We start from the raw sequence: 16,316 nt of genomic DNA, 5'->3' as shown, positions 1-16,316 counted from the left end.
GGCGGCCACTTGCCCTCAGCGTCGATCGGGGTTGTCACCACTGCCTCCCCACGGCCGCCGCACCGGTGATGGGCCGTCACCGTCCATCGTAGGCATGGCCGCCCGGGCCCGGGGAGTTTCGGGCGATTCAGCAAGAAGCGTGCGCGCGAGGGTCTTGCGCGGCGTCCTCGTGGGCGCGCCCCTGCGCAGGTAACCTGCGCATGCTGCACGAGGGCGGGGGTGTGCTGCCGGGCGGGACGCGGCCGTAGAAGACCGGGTCACCGTGTGGAACCTGACTGTCATGCGCCGGGGAGCGGCTGCCCCAAGCACCGGCTGGGTATCCCATAGTGGACGGACATCCTCACGATCATGAATGGACGGCTGCCCGTGACCACGGCCTACAGCGAACCCTCCACCGACCGCGTCCCGGGCCGGTCCTGGACCATCCGGCTGACCGGCCACAGCGACAGGACCGCCACCGTCGCCTGCTCCACCGCCGCATGCCGGATGCCGCCCCGCTCCAAGAACATCACCGACCTCCGCGCCTTCGCTGCCGCCCACGCCGCCGCCCACGCACGCGCGGCCACCGTCCGCCCCCACGCCGCCTGCCACTGCCGCGCCCAGCAGTGCGCCGGCCACGCAGAGCAGCGGGTCCACTGCGCCGGAGCAGTCGTCCTCGTCGTGCGCCACGATGCGACCGTCGGCCGGGTCTGGACGATCGCCGAAGTCTGCGAGACCTGCGCACCGCTCCTGCCCCACGCCCGCATCGTCGCCCGCACCGAGCGCCCCCGCAAAGCCGCCGCCGAACCCGCCAAGACGATTCCCGCCCCGGCCCGATCAAGCGTGCCGCAGGGATTCTCCGCACCCTCCCCGCACGGCGGCGCTGATGCGCCCGGCAACCGTCCCCGCCGCACCCAAGCGCCACGCGCGCGCCGAGCCCGGATGAACCGCCCCGGCTAGAGTCCTGCGCCACCCGCGCCGACCCGTCACTGTGGGGAGCACCGGCTACCAGGACCAGTGCAGGAAGCCGTCCATGTCCATGGGGACAGGCGGGATGTGGTCGAGCCAGCCCATGCCCGCGGGCATGGGCGGGCCGCAGTCCAGGTCCGTCATGTGCAGGCTGGGGAGGTACTGGGGCTCGCCGAACAGTGCGCGCAACTCGTCCAGCACTTCGTCGCCGGGCTCGGCTTCGGTGTCGGGGATCAGTGCCCTGACGGATACCTCCAGACCGGTCAGATGGTCTTCGTCGACCACCAGGTCCAGGTGGACGACCATGACCGGGCTGCACCCCGCGGACCGTGCCAGATCCCTCGCCCAGCACACCGTGGCGAGGTCCGGCCGGCCCTGGGGCGCGCTGACGGTGAACCCGCGCGTGGCGTATTCGGCATGCAGCCGCTGCCAGTCCAGCGGCTCGCTGACATAGCCCAGGCTGCGCCCGTACAGCAGGTCACAGCCCTCCAGGCGCCCGTCGAACTCCGCGCGTACCCAGGCGGGAACGGGGGAGTGGGGCCCGAACGCGTAGTGTGCCCGGCGGCCGGGCACGGCACAGGCGACGAGCTCGTCCTGTATGCCCACGCACTGCACCATCTGCCGATCGGTCATCCTCACCCGGCAACAGCTCCCCACCCCTGCTCGACGGCTTCGCCGACCAGGACGTGTGGGAAGACCACCGGCCACGTCAGCACTCAACCGGGGCCGACTGCCCCTGGGTCATCGTGAGCGGCCCGGACTCCGCGCGCAGGGCAGCGGCCATAGGCATCCCGCCTCGCGGGAAAGCGCAGACGATGCACCACGCCATGCTCCCGCCCAACGGAACACCCGCCGGCCCTCAACGCCGCCCGCCCAAGCGCAGGGGCAAGCTGCCGTCAGCCGCCCCTCCACCGCGGCCAGATCGGGAGAAAGGCCCCGGCTTGAGCGAGCAGCCGCCACACCCGCGTACCGAAAGCCTCCGGGCCCTGCGGGACCTGGAGCCCGGCACCTATGTCCTGGCCTGGGCAGCGCCTGCCGCCGACCCCCTCGGCCCGACCCAGCCGCCGACCGTCGGCCGGGTGGGCGCCGGGGAGGCGGGTTTTGATACGGGGCGGCTGTCCGGCGCCGAGACGGTGCGCGGCGGACCGGCCCAGGCGCTCGCCCGCTGGACACTGCTGGAAGGCGGCCGACGGCAACTGGCCATCCTGGCCTCCGACCCGCAGACGGCCGGTGGCGTGCGCGAGTACACCCCGGGGGAACTGGTCCGCACCCACGTTGCGGACACATCGGATGCCCGCCTGACGGGTGTGCTGGCCGCCTGGCTCCAGCGCCGCAACACCGGTCCCTTGCAGCAGCGCGACTTCGGCTGGATCGCCCCGGCCATCGCCTGGGCCTGCCACATGCGGGACTTCACCCCCGCTCCGCCCCAGGCGGTGATCGAACAGGCACTGGGCAGCGCGCGCACACCGAACACCGTCGCCCAGGGGCTGATCACCGAAACAGCGCTGCACGTGGCGGACATGCTGGAGCGCCTGCAGCACACCAACCGCGACCGGGAAGGACTGGTCGTGGACTGGAAGGGCCTGACACCGCTCGCCGAGGACGTGCCCGTTCTGGGTGAGAGCGCCCAGTGGCTGCTCGACCAGATCGCACTGCGGGATGCAGCCGCTCAGCAACTACGGGCCGTCCTCGAGCCCGACATCACCGACCACCTGAACGACCGTGAGGCCACCGCCCGGACTTCCAGGACCCCGGCGCCCCCACTCGATCCCCAGCGCACCGCACAGCTCGAGCAGGCCCGCGCCACCGTCCGCGCCTACACCGCCGCGGCCTACAGCGGACACAGCAACGACGCTCAGCACCTCCTCGACGCGCTCCCCATCCCGGCGCGGACCCTGCAGCCCAGCGCCCCGGCCGCCGCCTGGCGCCGTGCCTCGTTCACGGCCCGCGACGCCGCGCTTTCCCTGGCCGCCCAGCGCCAGGGCAGCCTGGAAGACGCCGCACACCCCGAGCGCGTCCACGCTGACGCCGCCTACTGGCAGGCCCGCGAGGCACAGCTGCAGCACCTGCATGACGCATTCGGCCGGCTCGCTGCCCAAACCGACGTTCCGCATCTGCTGCCCGCAGAGCTCGCAGGCATCGTGGCCGGGCAGCGGGAACACCGGATACGGGAGGCCTTCGGCACCACCGACCGGGCCCGCCAGTTCCTTACCGGTCAGCTCGCCTACCTGCAGCAGGAGCCCGTGCCGCCCTACCGCCGGACCACCACTGCCGGTGAAGTCGAGCGCCTTGCGAGCGTCTTGGCCCGCCTTGATGAGCTGCCCACCACGGCAGAAGCAGGCCTCGACGAGGGCCGGATCCGCGAACGTCTCGCCCGCGCGATGGCGCGCCCCCAGCCCCGGCACGAAAACACCGGCCTCGAAGCCGTGGAGACGCCGACGCCCGCAGCACAGGCAGCCCACCCCCACAGCTACACGCCGGACCCTTCCACGCCCGGCGTCCGGCGGTAACCCGCTATCCGACCGGGCCCGGGGAATCACCGAAGTGCACCCGCACAGGCATCTCCTTCGGCAGGAAGGGCAGTCATGCGGCGGCCGTCTGCCGGGCGGTGGTGAGGTCGGCGGCGAGCTCGTCGACCGCGGCGTGGGTGATGTGCCCGACGGTGACGATGTGCGCCAGCCGACCCGTACAGGCGAGATGCCACTTGGCCGCCACCCAGGGCGGCGGGCGGTCGAAGGTGACGGTCAGCGAACCGGGGAAACGCCCCGGATTGACGCCCGCCTGCTCGAGCCGGCCCACGGCGTAGGCGGCCATCTCCTGGCCGCGGTGGACCAGCGCGGCCATCCCGGTCGTTCCCAGGGCTCGCAGCCGCGCCCACAGCAGCAGCGCGGCGAGGCCGCTGCGCGAGCAGGCCAGGGTCCGGTCGGTGGCGGCGATGTACTCGCCGCCCCGGGCCGCCGGGAGCAGGTCGCGCCGCACGAGGGAGATCCCGGCCGGTACCGGAAGCCCGAGCACCTTGTGCCCGGAGATGTTGACCGAGTCGGCGCCGTGCGCGAACGACCAGTTCGGCTGCGGGTCGCTGTACGCGGCGATCAGACCGCCGCCCGCAGCGTCGACATGCATGTACACCGCCCCGGCGGCCATCGCGGCCCGGCGCAGCATGGTGATGTCGTCGACCGCGCCGCGCATCGTCGTCCCGCACGTCGCCACCACGATCGCGCCCGGCCCGCGGCCGAAGGCGGGCGTGATACGACGCCGGGCGAACGACTGGATCCGCAGGTCTTCGGCGTCCATGCTCCCCCCGGGCTTGGAGGAGACGGTCACCAGCTCCATCCGCAGCAGGTCACAGGCCCGCTGGACGCTGTAGTGCGCCTGATCCGAGGCATAGACGCAGGCCTTGGGCAGCACCCGGCGGGCCGCGGCCAGGCCGTGCACGAGCGCCTCGGTGGAGGAGGACGCCACATAGCCGTAGATGTCGGCCGGCGCCGCACCGGCGGCGGTGGTGAAGTACTCCAGCACCGCCTGCTCATACGGCTTGGCACCGACGTTGGAAGCGTCGGGGCAGTCCGGATCGCCCACGCTGTTGAAGAACACCCCCAGCAGCGGGGCCAGCTCCGACAGGTCGAAGTCGAGGTTGCCGGGAAAGCCCAGCACCCGCGCTTCCTCCTCGCGCATGGTGTGGGCCAGCTTCAGCAGGTGGCCGGTGTCGGCCGCCCGATCGGAGGGCAGCGGCCCGATCGCCAGGGCCGCATCGGACGAATTCAGGGCATCGCTCGCGTTCACGTATCGGCTCCAGCGGGTTCGAGGGCTATCGGCGGGGTCTTGAGGCCCATCTAGGCGCGCGCCCGCCCCCTACGGGCCGCCGCGCCGGTGACAGCACCGCCCGGCGGGAGCAACCGGCCCACAACCGCCCCCGGCCTCCCGCCACATGGACCACCGCCGACCCGGGCGCTCCTTCGGATCTCCTGCCGAGCCGCGGGGGCGCCCCCTCGTAGACTGGGGACGTCCTTTCGTCGGCCGTCGTCGGCACGATGTTGGTCAGGGGCCGGTGGTGTGCCGGGCCGCCCCTTTTGTGGGTGGCTCTCCGCCGGCCCCTATTCATGTCCCCGGGCCCTGCCGGCCGTACGGCACGACCAGGGGCCGGTAGCTCACCGGGAGCACTGCCCGGCGGGAGCAACCGGCCTACAACCTCCCCCGGCCTCCCGCCACATGGACCACCACCGGCCCGGCGGCACCGCAGTGCCGTCCATGGCCGGGGAGAGGGCACCTCCCGCCCCCGGGGACAGCTGGACAGGTCACCGACCCTGCAGGCGGGAGAACCGCGCCGGTAAGCCGTTGTCGCCCTGCTTCGTGCCGAAGGATCAACGCCTTGCCCCATGAGGGGCGCGCCCCGTCACCTTGTGGAAAGGCACCCGTTGATGCTCCGCCGTATCGCGACCCGCTCCCTCCTGCCTGCTGCCCTGGCGATGGCCGCGGCCGCCGCTCTGACCGTGACCACCGCCCCGGCCGCGTACGCGGTCGGCGAGAACCGCCAGTGCACCGTGAACTGGTCGAACTTCGACGCCTCCGTGGCCAAGAACGCGTGGAACCTGCGAAGCGGTCCCTCCACGGGCTACCGGAGTCTCGGTTACCTGTACCGGGGCGACAAGGCGAAGGTCCTGTGCAGCAAGGGCAGCTGGAACTACAGCCAGCTCACCCGGCGCTCCAGGTCCGGCATACCCAGCGGCACCAAGGGCTGGATACGCAACGACGGCCTGCTCAGCCTGGCCGGCTGACCACAAGGGCCCCCACACGTACGACGGCGGCACCCCGGGCGGGTGCCGCCGCTTCGTCATGGCCGAGCCGACAAGGTCCCCCCACCGGGGAGCAGGCACCTGGGGCATCGCCCCAAGCGACGGTCTGAACCGCCGGGTCACCGCCCCACGAGGCGGGAGGAGTGGGCGCGGTCGTCCGCCGGGCGGGAGAGGCCGTTGATGCCCCAGGCACGCCCCGGCTGGACTTCTGCCACAGCAGCCGGGCCCTCCCGGCGTTTCGAGGCCGCCGACGAGCCAGGACAGCCCCGCGCGTCCGCGCCGCATCCGGATCCCGCCCACCACGACCGAACTCGCTCCGAGGAGTGCCTATGAACACCATCACGCACCGGCCCCGTGTGCTGCTCGCTGCCGCGGTTGTTGTCCTCGCCGTCGCAGGTACTGCCTGCGGCCCCGGCGATGACACGAGCGCACCGGCCACTACGACCGCCGCACCCAGCAAGACCGCGCAGCAGGACGGTGGCGCTGCTGCGGTCCCTGAGGGCAGCGTCGACCAGGCTCCGGCCGACGGCAAGCCGCTGGCTCAGGTCGAGGGGGAGAGCAACGAGCTCACGCTGCGCGTCACCGGGGCCCGGCGCGGCCAGGGCGGCAAGTGGATCACCGTCCGCGGCACCATCACCAACAACAGCAGCAGCCACTTCTACGGGACCTCCCAGTGGCAGGGCGATTACCGTGACATGCCCAAGAGCCGCCAGTCCGTTGCCGGGGCGACCCTCGTGGACGAGGCGTCCATGAAGCGTTACTACGTCCTGCGCGACACCACCGGCCTGTGCCTGTGCACCACCGACATCCCCCGCGTCGACGCCGGCAAGGCGGTCACCTTCACCGCCTCGTTCCCCGCTCCGCCTCCGAGCAGTACCGAGCTCGGCTTCCAGCTGCCGACCTTCCCCCTCGCCACCATCAAGCTGGGCGGCTGACCCCATGAACCGACACACAACAGTCCTTCTCCCCGCCGCTCTTCTGCTCACCCTCACCGGCTTCGCCGCCTTCGCCGTACCGGCCCAGGCAGACGACGGGCAGCTCCGGCCGGGAGCCACCCTCGCCCCGCCGGTCATCAAAGACCTGCGCCTGGTGACCGCGGACATCACCACCGTCTCGGGCACCGTCGATGACCGCCGCGAAGACACCACCGGCCAGACCACCGTGACGCTCGGCGCGAGGATCCTGTTCGGCAAGGACAGCGCCACACTGACCGACGCCGCCCGTGCCCGTATCCGCGCCGTCGCCGGTGAGATCCGAAGCCAGCACGCCACGAAAGCCACCATCGCCGGCTACACGGACGACCTCGGATCGGCCGCCCACGGCCTGACACTTTCCCGCCGGCGCGCCGAGGCGGTGCGCGACGTCCTTGGCCACGAACTCGGCACCGGCGTCACCTACACCGTCAAGGGATTCGGCGAAGCCCATCCGGTCGCCGACAACAAGACCGAGCCCGGCAGGGAGAAGAACCGGCGCGTCACCATCTCCTTCCCCCGACAACCCTGAGCCCACCGGCAGAGGGGCAGCCGGAACTTTTGGGGGAGACTTGCAGTCTCAGCGCCTCGTCTCGTACCTGGTCAGGATCACGCCGCAGGGAAGCGTCCGCGTCTCCACCAGGTTGAGGTTCACCCAGTTGTCCAGCGAGGTGAAGAACGGCGTGCCGCCGCCCACCAGGACCGGCGCCGTGGCCAGCACGTACTCGTCAATCAGCCCGGCCCGCATGGCCGCCCCGGCGAGCGTCGCGCCGCCGATGTCCATCGGGCCGCCATCCTCGGCCTTGAGCCGGGTGATCTCGGCGACCGCGTCGCCGGTGACCAGGCGGGTGTTCCAGTCGACCTTGTCGATCGTCGAGGAGAACACCACCTTCGACATGTCCCGCCAGCGGCGCGCGAACTCGATCTCCGCCGGGGAGGCGTTGGGCTGCTGGTCGCCGGTCGGCCAGTAGGAGCTCATCGTCTGCCACAGCTTGCGCCCGTACAGCGACAGGTCGGTCGCCTGCAACTGGTCGGACCAAAACTGGAACAGCTCGTCGCTCGGCACGCTCCAGCCGATGTCGTCGCCGGGCGCGGCCATGTAGCCGTCCAGGGTCAGGTTCATGCCGTAGATCAGTTTCCGCATGGCGCCAGCCTTCCGTGAGTCGGTCTCACGCGTACAGACCGGCGCGGCGCGGGAACTCATCGGCGCGCGATCTGAGCTCAGGACGCCTCGTCCCCGCCCCGGGGCTTCATGCGGCGGTCCGCCATGGCGGGTGGCCGCGTCACCGGGCGGGAGGAGCTGCCGCACCCGCCCGTCGCCGGGGAAGCGTCGTTGAACGCCCTCACCTGCCCTGTTGGGCTTTGGCCCCACAGCGGTTCCTCCCTCCTTCGCCGCTGCTGCCGCCCGTACGGCGCGTGCCTTTCCCCGTGGGCCAAGGCGTACGGGCGGCCCGTCCCCTTTCGGATCCCCGAATCCCTGAAGGCAGGCAGTCGATGGCCCAGACGCAGGTCCGCGCACTTCCCGGCACCCTCCCCGCTCCCGAACCCGGACCGGACCTGCCGGAACCACCCGCAGCAAGAACCCCGCCGTCGTTCCGGACGGTCCTGCGATACCGGTATTGCTCCCGGCTCCTGTTCGCTTCGGTGGCCGCACGCCTTCCTCTGGGCATGGTGCCCATCGCCCTGATCCTGGCCGCCAAGGCGGACGGCCATTCGCTGGCCACCGCGAGCCTGCTCGCCGCCGTCTACGGACTTGCCCCCGCACTCGGCCTTCCCGTGCTGGGCCGGATCGCGGACCTGCGCGGCCTGCAACTGCCCTGCCACCTGGGCGCCGTTCTCGTAGCGGCCGCCCTGACGATCCTGACGCTCGCGGGCACCAACCACCTGCCGCTCGCGTTCGCGTGCGCCGCGCTGGCCGGCGCCGGCTGCCCACCGGTCGAAGGCGCCCTGCGCTCCCTGTGGCCCACCCTGCTGCCCGACGGCGCCCATGTGCGCACCGCCTACGCCCTGGACTCCTCCACCCAGGAGATCGTCTACGTCTGCGGCCCGGCCCTCGCGATCGCCGCGGCCAGCGTCGTCTCGCCGTCCACCGCTCTCGCCCTGGCCGCGGCCGCCACCCTCGCCGGCACCGCGGTTTTCGCCACCACCCAACCCGCCCGCACCTGGCGCGCCCCCCACCGCCGCCCGGACCGTCTCGGCGCGCTGCGCCCGCCCGCCATGCGGCCGCTGCTGGCCTCGCTCATCTTCCTCGGCGCCACCGTCGGCGCCCTCGACGTCGCCGGGATCGTCGCCTCCGAGCGGCACGAGGCGCCCTGGCTCGCCGGGGCCCTGCCCGCCGTCTTCTCCGCCGCCGGTCTGATCGGCGGCACGCTGTTCGTCCGCTTCCAGCCCACCACCACCACCCCCCGCCCGAGCCATCTCCTGGCCGTGGCAGCCCTCTACGCCGCATGCTGGCTGCCGCTGCTCAGCCCCGCCCCGCCCTCTGTGATCCTGCTGCTCGCGATCCTGCCCGGCGCCCTGTTCGTACCGCTCCTGACCGTGGCCAGCCTCGCCCTCACGTCCCTGGCACCTGTCGGCACGTCCACCGAAGCCGTCGGCTGGCTGTCCAGCGCGATGCGCCTGGGCCTGGCCGCAGGCACCGCACTGGCCGGACCGCTCGGCGGGCACTTCTCCGTCCCGCTGCTGGCCGCCGCCCTGTGCGCCCTCATCCTGGCCGCCCGCACCGCACCCGGCCCCGTCCCCACCGCCGCCACGTGAGCCGCGCCGGACAACAGCACGGAGCCGACTGCCTCAGGCTCAGAGCGCGATCGGACGGTACTTCAGGGCCTCATCGACGATCTCCTGCGCAGACGCGTCCTGGAGGCCGTCCGGGGGATGAATGATCAGGTCACCGACCCGGGGATGCAACACGTTCGCTTCGAGGAGCCGCAGGTAGTAGTCGCTGTCCTGGTCCGCCTTGAGGATTCTGCGGACGATTTCGACGAGCTCCTTGCGCGTGATGTCCCCAATCCTGGGGCGAGCCGGCCGGGCCGCCTCCCTGGCGAACTCCTCCACAGCCCTGCTTCCTGCGTACTCGGTGAAGTCGAGGGTCGTGTAGTCGTGGCCAGTGGCTGTGTTGAAGGCCCCGATCGCCCCGTCAGCGTCCGCGGAACGCCCGGCCACCAGGTCGGCGATCCGGTCGATCTCCATTCTCAGTTCTTCCAGCCGCTGCCGGTTCACAGGCGGGGGCAGCAACTCCGCTCTCAGGTCCACAGCCCGGATTATGTCCGCCCGCGCCGACCCGTCCCACATCCCGCTTCCCGGAACACTTCCGCAGCTTGATGTGGCATGCCCCGGGACAGGGCGGGCGGTTTTCCGTTCGAGCAGCGTCTGCGGCTCCAGGCTCGTCGCGGCACAGCCGACTTACGGCTCGCAGGAGAGCGCCGCCCGGTCCGGGCGGCCCCCACATACGGAGGACAGCGTGAGCAGTCTCAAGCGTCGTATCACCGCAGTGGCCACGGCCGCCAGTGCGATCTCGGCGGGCATGCTGGCCGTGCCGTCGGCCGCCAGCGCGGCAACGTCCGGTTCCTGCGGCAGCGGCTACACCAAGGTCGGTTCGTACCCGGTCACCCGCTCCTGGGAGGGCACGGCCGGATACATCGACGTGTACTACTCGCGGGCCACCGGCAAGAACTGCGCGATCACGCGCCGGATCTCCTCCCTGGCGGGCAAAGCGGGAGGCATCTGGGTCTGCATCGACCAGAGCGAGGGAAATGCCCGCGACTGCGACGGCGGCAACAGGAACTACCGCTACTACGCGGGCCCGGTCTTTGTGCCGGGGCGCGGCCAGTGCATCGACGTCCACGGCGGCCTCAACAGGCGGCCCGGGGACAACGCACCGTTCACCGGCGGGGCCCAGCGCCGCCACTGCGGCTGACGCCGGCCACGGCACACCTTGATGGATCCCCCACGCCCCCGCAGCGCTACACACGGCCTTGGCCCGGCCACGGCCTCTGCACGGTCAGCGCAGGATGTGAACTGCGTAGAACGCGCCGACACCGGTGGCGAGGGTGCCGAGCAGGAGCCGGAGCGCGGTTTCGGGCAGGTGCGGCTGGAGGCGTGCGCCGAGGTATCCGCCGAGGAGGCCTCCGGCTCCGCAGGACAGGCCCAGCAGCCAGTCGGGGGCGACGTCGCCGGTGGCGGCGAGAGAGAGCAGCGCGTAGGTGACGGCGCCGACGATTGAGGTCACGAAGGTGGAGGCCAGGGCGGCGGGTGCGACGGTGGCGACGGGCGTTCCGCGTCCCACGAGGATGGGGCCGAGCAGGGAGCCGCCCCCGATCCCGTAGATGCCGCCGGCGACGCCGACGGCCAGGGCCAGTGTCGTAGTCGCGCGGGGCGAGGGTGGGTGGAGGGCGCGGCCTGGTGCGGGGCGCACGGTCCGCAGCCACAGACCTAGTCCGAGCGGCAGGAGCAGCGCGGCGACGAGGAGACGAAAGACACGCGGGCCGGGTACGGCGAAGACCCGGATCACGGCGCCGATGACGACGCCGGGCACGGTGCCCGCGATGAGCAGGCGGGTCAGCGGCCCTCCCAGTCGCCCGGCCCGCCAGTAGCGCAGGAGGGCGCCGGGGCCAGCCACGACGTTGTAGAGCAGGTTCGTCGGTGTCACGGCCGGACTCGGTACTCCCAGCACGCTGACCTGAACGGGCAGCAGGAAGACCGCCCCGGAGACACCCACGGGCGCCGTGGCCACCGATATCAAGAGCCCGGCGGCGAACCCGAGCAACCCCATCGACCACTCCACGACAACCCCCTGAGGAAGACTCCGGATCGGGCGCCTCCCGTGCTCGAACATCGAACCCAGCCCGATCCAACCGCCTCCCGAGGTGGTGAACAACTGCTGTCCAAACTCCCTAAGCAAAGCCAGACGACATCAGGAGCATCCGGTGATTCATCCCGCCGCTCTGGAGAAGCTGCTGGCCGTACGGTCGGCTCTCGATGCTGCTCCCGGTCTGCAACCGCGTTTGGACCTTCGGTACCTGGACGACGTGCTCCGCGCCTACGCCGCTGAGAAGGGCCACCCCGCGACGCTGTGGGACCGCAGCTTCGCCGACTGGACGGGACAGGCCCCACTCCTGGTGCCCCTGCTGCAGGACCTGCTGAGCGGACTCCGGCAACACCTGGAGCAGACACATGCCCAAGACGACGGTGCGAACGCCCTGTTGACGGGCCCGGCACTGGGCCTGCTGCACGCACGCTTCCCCGACGCGGTGCCCGATCCTGCGACGCTGATGCAGGCGGTCGAGGAGCAGTACCAGCGGGAGAAGACACTCTGGGCAGAGTCGGCAGGGGTTCCGCTGTTCGCCGTGGGCTGTGTGGACGCCGGCCAGGGCAGGCGCGCCATCGTCTACACCGACCCCGGGGCGGCACTGCTGGATTTCCTGCACAGTGACCGGCCCGGGCACCGGATGCGTCTGGACCGGTATCCCTACGATGCACCCATCGGCCAGATGATCCCGGTCTCCGACCTTCTGCCCCTGGCGTCCAACACCGGTACGTCCGGCGATCTGGTGCGCGCCGCCGAGGCGTTGTGGCTGCGCTGCCGCCTCACCGCGGACGCACCCGGGCTTGCCGGGGCCGAACCGCAGGACCCGGGGCGGCAGCGGTGGAGCAGGGCCGCAGCCGACTGGTATGCAACGTTCCGCACCCCCCTGAGCGCTGAGGTCATCGAGACCGCTCTGCAGCAGGACACCCGCCAGCGCGCCGGTAACGTCCCTGCGCTCCCTGGCGGGCACGCCCGGGCCCGTCCCATGCCCGCCCCGGGGCTCATCAGCCGGCCCGTCCCCGACGACGTCCATGCGCTCACCCAGACTTGGACCGCCGCCACGCGCACAGCTGTGCAGACCGTCATGGCGGCGCGGGTGAAGGTAACGGCCGACCTTACCGGCGCTTACCGGCTGCTGACACAGCTGGCCGACCCGCACCCGCTGAACGAGGCATATCACGCCGTCGGGCAGCTCCTGGCCGAACTCACCCTGCGCGACCCGCTCGCCAACCGCTGGTGGGCACTGAAGGCACCTCTGGTGCCCGATCTCCTGCTCGGGCAGGCCGACGCCGCGGCCAACCCCCTCATCGCCCGCCTCGTCCTGGACCCGGCACGCGAGCAGATGCTGCACGCTGCCTCCAGCGAAGCCCGTGACCTCACCGCCGCGCAGTACGCCCCGCCCGCCGACCCAGACGCCGACCCAGACGCCGACGCCGACGCCGACGCGCCGCACACTACGCTGCGCGCCCCCGACCAGCTTCTTGCCGAACTTCAGGCAGGCCCGGAGCCCACCGGCCTGCGGGAGGACCCCTACGGCACCGCCTGGCGCACGGCACACCCGCGCGCCGCCCGCGCCTACACCCAGCACTTGGTCGAAGCCGCCCGCCCGGCACGCTCCCCGCAACGGGCAAAGGCCCAGGCGATCCTGGAACAGATCCGCACCGCACGCCTGGAAGCCTTCCACGCCATGCTCGGACGCTTGCATGCCCACCGCCCCGACCACCCCGTGGGCCCGCTGTCTGCCCGCCCCGTGCCCACACGGGCCGAGGAGCTGGAGCAGACAGCGGACCGGACGGCAGTCCTGGCCGCGTTCTCCACCACCCACGACGCCCACCGGTGCCTCGACGGCATGATCCTCAGCCTGAACAACCAGATGCTGCAGACCCAGGACACCCTTCACCGCGCGCATGCCCCCGAGAGCAATGACGCAGCGCTCGTGGCCTGCGGACAGCACGAGCGGGCCACCGAGCTGCGGGCCCTCATCGAAGCCGCCTGGTGCCTCCAGCAGATCGCCCCTGGCTTTGTCCACGAGAACGGACAGCAGATGTTCACCACTTCGGGAGGCACTAGAGCCCGCCGAGGATTCGAACGGTGATGCTCAGCGTCGTGGCTGTGCTTCGGCCCCACAGCGAATTGAAAACACGTTGGCCGGTCTGCCACGGAGCTGCGACGATGCCCCTGTTTCCCGAGCGGAGGACGTTTGTTCGTTTTCGTGTGTGTGCGGTGTGGCTCCGAGCTGACCGCCCCGTTGTCCCAGGTCGCCCTGCCGGCCCACGCTCGCCAGAAGTACGGGAACGGGCTTCAGCTCCCGGTGCTCATGCAATCGGGGACGTTCGCCGTGGAACTGGAGCCCTGGGGGCCGCCGTGGCGAAGGTGGGAGGAGATCGATCCGGACGACGCGGCTGCCTGCGGCATCTACGCGCCGGTCCACGCCCTGTCCGACGGCGTGTCCGGCGCGGTTGTCATCGCACCGGGAGACACCCGTGGCGCCGTGCTGATGCCGGAGAAGCGCGGCGGCGCCTGCTGCGGCTTCGACGGGGGTGACGGCCCCAACATGGCCTGCGCGGCGTGCGGTCTTCCCGTGGCGAGCAGGATCGACGACTGCTCGCTCTGGCAGGCCGTGTGGCTCGCCCCGAACGCCGTGCGCCGCCTTCCCGTCGAAGGCGCCGACGCCGGACCGCTGTCCTGGGCGGACCTGCTCGCGGAGGGGGATGGCGTGCCCCCGTCCGAGCCGATCGCCCCGTGGGGAGAGCCGTTCCGGGCGAGCGACCGATGGCACTGGAGCCCACAGTGGGTGGCGGCAGCCGGGCAGGCGCTCGCCCACCTCCTGATGGCCTCCGACGGCCGGGCGGTAGCCGTGCCGGACGGCCTGACCGCCAAGATGTTCCAACGCGCCCTCGACACCCTGCTGCCGGCCGGCGGGCCGAGGCGGCGCGCTGTCCTGGCCGGACCGGGACAGCCGGCCCACGACGGCGCCGACATCCTCCTCGTGCCGTCCCACCCGCAGACCGGGAAGGCATGGACCCCGGCCACTCCGGCGCGCTTGGTCCCGTTGCCGTTCGGGGTGTGGCTCCGGCTGGTCTTCCCCGAGCCGCAACTGCCCGCCCCCTCATCGGGTCCAATACCCGACAGCGTCCTTCGCGACGACCCGCCCACGCCAAACGTCCATGACGTGTTCCGGATCGACTGGGGAGTCTTCCAACGAACCCTGGCCCGGCTGCCGGCCGTCCGCACCCCGTGGCTACGCGAGATCCACGACAACCTCACGCAGCACATGCGCACCGGCCTCCTCTAGCGGGGTGACAGGTGCCAGTACCGATCGAACAGCGCCGGACAGCGGTGCCTCCCGAAGTGGTGAACATCTGCTGTCCGTTCTCATGAACAAAGCCATCGCCCCGGACTCCGTGTCGACCACCAACGCCAACAGCCTCATCCACGCCAACGTAGCGAGCCTGCTACGCGGCCCGGCCCGGCCAGAGAGCGCGATCCCTGTCTCCTCGCACACACAGGCGCAGCAGGAGCCCCTGCAGCACCACCACCGCCAGCACGAAGGCCCACGCCGCTGACAGACCGCTCCTTTACCTAAAGGCCCCCATGGTGCGCGGCCCACACGCGTGGCTCGGCAGGCCGCGACGAGCCGGGCCCGGCATCCCGCCCGGGACGACGCGGCACCCCTCCTCAGCAGCGCCAAAGCCGTCACCACCCAGGCGTCCCCCTGCAACTCCGCGCACAAGCAACTCGGCGGCATACCTGGCCAAGCGATGAAATGCAGCCGATCCCGGTCAGGGGCCGCCAACTGCAGCAAGCGCTGCCCAGGCACGCCGCCGGAGCCCAGACGAGCCCAGCAGCGGGGCCCGCATCACACACAACGCGAAGAAGAGCTGGCCCATGACGGGGATGAACAGCATCTCCGCGAAGTTTCCGAAGAGCAGGAACCAGGCGGGAAGGAGCAGGAGTCCGGCCAGCGGGCCCCGAAACGCCGCACCTGTACGAGGGTTTGCGAGCCCGTAGACGAAGCTGATCACGATGGACGGGATCCCGATGACCGGAAAGAAGGCAAGCCAGTGCGTGATTGCATCCGCGGGCAGTGACGCATCCACAGCCGCCCAGGTGATGGTGAAGGTGACGCTGTAGCGCACTGCCAGATCGACGAGGCGCAGCCCGATGACCCCCAGGTTCCGCCACGGTGTGCTCTCGTCCACAGCCCGCTTCCCTCGTGGCACCACAGCTCAGCGCGGACAACCAGAGAGGCAGCCGCAGCGTGAACCATCCTGCCAGACCAGTTGAACACGTTCAATTGCGTGGTTGCTTTGGCCTCCGGCCGTCGCCGCCGGGCCCCGCGCGGTGCGGGGGCCGCACTTCGAGTTCCAACATTGCCGCCCAGGGTTTCCGTGAGCTGCGGGAGGGCCAGAAGGTGAACTTCGACATCACCCAGGGCCCAAGGGCCCGCAGGCGGAGAACATCACGCCCGCGTGAGCAGGCGCTCCCTGCCCGTCCCCGCGCGCGGGGACGGGCAGGACCCACGGCCGCAACGGCCCGGCTACACCCCGGCTACACCCCGGCCGCAACCTTGCTGACCTCGGCCGCCGCGCTCTGATCGGCAGTGCCTGGCGCCGCGGCGGCTGCAGCGGTGTCGTTGTCGGGCGCCGTGTAGTAGACCGTGCTGCCCTGCTTCGAGCGCTCTGCCAGGCTCTTGGCGACGAGCGTCTCCAGCGCGTTGCGCACCACCTGCACACTGGTGACCACTCGCTCCGGGTGCGCCTGCGTGAGGTCCTTGACCACCTCGCCGACCGTACGCGG

Annotated in this window: 16 protein-coding genes and 2 pseudogenes; 11 read left to right on the top strand and 7 right to left on the bottom strand. The window is 71.5% G+C overall.

Going from position 1 to position 16,316, the window contains the following annotated elements:
- Positions 1 to 348: 348 nt before the first annotated feature.
- Positions 349 to 939, top strand: a complete 591-nt coding sequence (locus ACFU5O_RS36885; protein ID WP_384247264.1) for a hypothetical protein — start codon at positions 349 to 351, stop codon at positions 937 to 939.
- A 45-nt stretch (positions 940 to 984) separates the two neighbouring features.
- Here the strand turns inward: ACFU5O_RS36885 and ACFU5O_RS36880 are convergent, their stop codons facing one another.
- Entirely contained in the window at positions 985 to 1,554 is a 570-nt protein-coding gene (locus ACFU5O_RS36880) for a hypothetical protein (protein WP_384247261.1), read from the bottom strand.
- A gap of 335 nt (positions 1,555 to 1,889) precedes the next feature.
- Here ACFU5O_RS36880 and ACFU5O_RS36875 point away from each other — a divergent pair, with 335 nt between their 5' ends.
- Positions 1,890 to 3,458 carry a hypothetical protein gene (locus ACFU5O_RS36875; RefSeq protein WP_384247259.1) on the top strand — a complete coding sequence of 523 codons (1,569 nt, stop codon included), beginning with the start codon at positions 1,890 to 1,892 and terminating at the stop codon, positions 3,456 to 3,458.
- A gap of 73 nt (positions 3,459 to 3,531) precedes the next feature.
- Here the strand turns inward: ACFU5O_RS36875 and ACFU5O_RS36870 are convergent, their stop codons facing one another.
- Positions 3,532 to 4,731 carry a pyridoxal-dependent decarboxylase gene (locus ACFU5O_RS36870; protein ID WP_384247256.1) on the bottom strand — a complete coding sequence of 400 codons (1,200 nt, stop codon included), beginning with the start codon at positions 4,729 to 4,731 and terminating at the stop codon, positions 3,532 to 3,534.
- Positions 4,732 to 5,366: 635 nt separating this feature from the next.
- Between ACFU5O_RS36870 and ACFU5O_RS36865 the strand changes: the two genes are divergently transcribed.
- From ACFU5O_RS36865 to ACFU5O_RS36855, 3 genes are all read left to right on the top strand, one after another.
- The gene (locus tag ACFU5O_RS36865; protein ID WP_384247254.1) at positions 5,367 to 5,723 is read left to right on the top strand and encodes an SH3 domain-containing protein; all 357 of its coding nucleotides are present in this window, start codon (positions 5,367 to 5,369) and stop codon (positions 5,721 to 5,723) included.
- A gap of 347 nt (positions 5,724 to 6,070) precedes the next feature.
- Positions 6,071 to 6,676, top strand: a complete 606-nt coding sequence (locus ACFU5O_RS36860) for a hypothetical protein (protein ID WP_384247252.1) — start codon at positions 6,071 to 6,073, stop codon at positions 6,674 to 6,676.
- Positions 6,677 to 6,680: 4 nt separating this feature from the next.
- Positions 6,681 to 7,244 carry an OmpA family protein gene (locus ACFU5O_RS36855; protein ID WP_384247250.1) on the top strand — a complete coding sequence of 188 codons (564 nt, stop codon included), beginning with the start codon at positions 6,681 to 6,683 and terminating at the stop codon, positions 7,242 to 7,244.
- A 48-nt stretch (positions 7,245 to 7,292) separates the two neighbouring features.
- Here ACFU5O_RS36855 and ACFU5O_RS36850 read toward each other — a convergent pair whose 3' ends face one another.
- On the bottom strand, positions 7,293 to 7,856 hold the full coding sequence (locus ACFU5O_RS36850) for a dihydrofolate reductase family protein (protein WP_384247248.1): 564 nt from the start codon (positions 7,854 to 7,856) through the stop codon (positions 7,293 to 7,295).
- Between the two features lie 350 nt (positions 7,857 to 8,206).
- On the opposite strand from ACFU5O_RS36850, the gene ACFU5O_RS36845 reads away from it, so the two are divergent.
- Positions 8,207 to 9,469 (top strand): MFS transporter, encoded by a 1,263-nt coding sequence (locus tag ACFU5O_RS36845; RefSeq protein WP_384247245.1) that lies wholly within the window; start codon positions 8,207 to 8,209, stop codon positions 9,467 to 9,469.
- Positions 9,470 to 9,508: 39 nt separating this feature from the next.
- On the opposite strand, the gene ACFU5O_RS36840 is transcribed toward ACFU5O_RS36845, so the two are convergent.
- A complete protein-coding gene (locus ACFU5O_RS36840) occupies positions 9,509 to 10,003 on the bottom strand; it encodes a hypothetical protein (RefSeq protein ID WP_384247242.1) in 495 nt (164 codons plus the stop codon).
- A 169-nt stretch (positions 10,004 to 10,172) separates the two neighbouring features.
- Here ACFU5O_RS36840 and ACFU5O_RS36835 point away from each other — a divergent pair, with 169 nt between their 5' ends.
- Positions 10,173 to 10,628, top strand: coding sequence for a hypothetical protein (locus ACFU5O_RS36835; RefSeq protein ID WP_384247240.1), 456 nt, complete (start codon positions 10,173 to 10,175; stop codon positions 10,626 to 10,628).
- Positions 10,629 to 10,712: 84 nt separating this feature from the next.
- Here the strand turns inward: ACFU5O_RS36835 and ACFU5O_RS36830 are convergent, their stop codons facing one another.
- The gene (locus ACFU5O_RS36830; protein WP_384247238.1) at positions 10,713 to 11,495 is read right to left on the bottom strand and encodes a TSUP family transporter; all 783 of its coding nucleotides are present in this window, start codon (positions 11,493 to 11,495) and stop codon (positions 10,713 to 10,715) included.
- Between the two features lie 142 nt (positions 11,496 to 11,637).
- Between ACFU5O_RS36830 and ACFU5O_RS36825 the strand changes: the two genes are divergently transcribed.
- The 3 genes from ACFU5O_RS36825 (at position 11,638) to ACFU5O_RS36815 (ending at position 15,082) form a co-directional block, all read left to right on the top strand.
- Positions 11,638 to 13,611: a hypothetical protein gene (locus ACFU5O_RS36825; RefSeq protein ID WP_384247236.1), complete on the top strand. Its 1,974-nt coding sequence runs from the start codon at positions 11,638 to 11,640 to the stop codon at positions 13,609 to 13,611.
- Positions 13,612 to 13,716: 105 nt separating this feature from the next.
- Positions 13,717 to 14,811: a hypothetical protein gene (locus tag ACFU5O_RS36820; protein ID WP_384247233.1), complete on the top strand. Its 1,095-nt coding sequence runs from the start codon at positions 13,717 to 13,719 to the stop codon at positions 14,809 to 14,811.
- Between the two features lie 82 nt (positions 14,812 to 14,893).
- A complete protein-coding gene (locus tag ACFU5O_RS36815) occupies positions 14,894 to 15,082 on the top strand; it encodes a hypothetical protein (protein ID WP_384247231.1) in 189 nt (62 codons plus the stop codon).
- Between the two features lie 216 nt (positions 15,083 to 15,298).
- Here ACFU5O_RS36815 and ACFU5O_RS36810 read toward each other — a convergent pair whose 3' ends face one another.
- Positions 15,299 to 15,718, bottom strand: a complete 420-nt coding sequence (locus ACFU5O_RS36810; protein WP_384247229.1) for a hypothetical protein — start codon at positions 15,716 to 15,718, stop codon at positions 15,299 to 15,301.
- Positions 15,719 to 15,882: 164 nt separating this feature from the next.
- Between ACFU5O_RS36810 and ACFU5O_RS36805 the strand changes: the two are divergent.
- A pseudogene (locus ACFU5O_RS36805) lies at positions 15,883 to 15,992 on the top strand (cold-shock protein); the annotation flags it as partial.
- A 75-nt stretch (positions 15,993 to 16,067) separates the two neighbouring features.
- On the opposite strand, the pseudogene ACFU5O_RS36800 reads toward ACFU5O_RS36805, so the two are convergent.
- Positions 16,068 to 16,316, bottom strand: a pseudogene (locus tag ACFU5O_RS36800) (hypothetical protein); the annotation flags it as partial.

Source organism: Streptomyces sp. NPDC057445, assembly GCF_042802855.1.
In the GTDB taxonomy this organism is placed as follows: Bacteria; Actinomycetota; Actinomycetes; order Streptomycetales; family Streptomycetaceae; genus Streptomyces.
Note: the sequence above shows the minus strand (reverse complement) of the source record. Positions and strands in the feature narration are given on the sequence as shown.

Excerpts from the sequence above, each read along its gene's own strand:
- ACFU5O_RS36885 (WP_384247264.1), top strand. The coding sequence starts at position 349 with ATGAATGGACGGCTGCCCGTGACCACGGCCTACAGCGAACCCTCCACC.
- ACFU5O_RS36865 (WP_384247254.1), top strand. The coding sequence starts at position 5,367 with ATGCTCCGCCGTATCGCGACCCGCTCCCTCCTGCCTGCTGCCCTGGCG.
- ACFU5O_RS36860 (WP_384247252.1), top strand. The coding sequence starts at position 6,071 with ATGAACACCATCACGCACCGGCCCCGTGTGCTGCTCGCTGCCGCGGTT.
- ACFU5O_RS36855 (WP_384247250.1), top strand. The coding sequence starts at position 6,681 with ATGAACCGACACACAACAGTCCTTCTCCCCGCCGCTCTTCTGCTCACC.
- ACFU5O_RS36850 (WP_384247248.1), bottom strand. The coding sequence starts at position 7,856 with ATGCGGAAACTGATCTACGGCATGAACCTGACCCTGGACGGCTACATG.
- ACFU5O_RS36845 (WP_384247245.1), top strand. The coding sequence starts at position 8,207 with ATGGCCCAGACGCAGGTCCGCGCACTTCCCGGCACCCTCCCCGCTCCC.
- ACFU5O_RS36840 (WP_384247242.1), bottom strand. The coding sequence starts at position 10,003 with ATGTGGGACGGGTCGGCGCGGGCGGACATAATCCGGGCTGTGGACCTG.
- ACFU5O_RS36815 (WP_384247231.1), top strand. The coding sequence starts at position 14,894 with ATGAACAAAGCCATCGCCCCGGACTCCGTGTCGACCACCAACGCCAAC.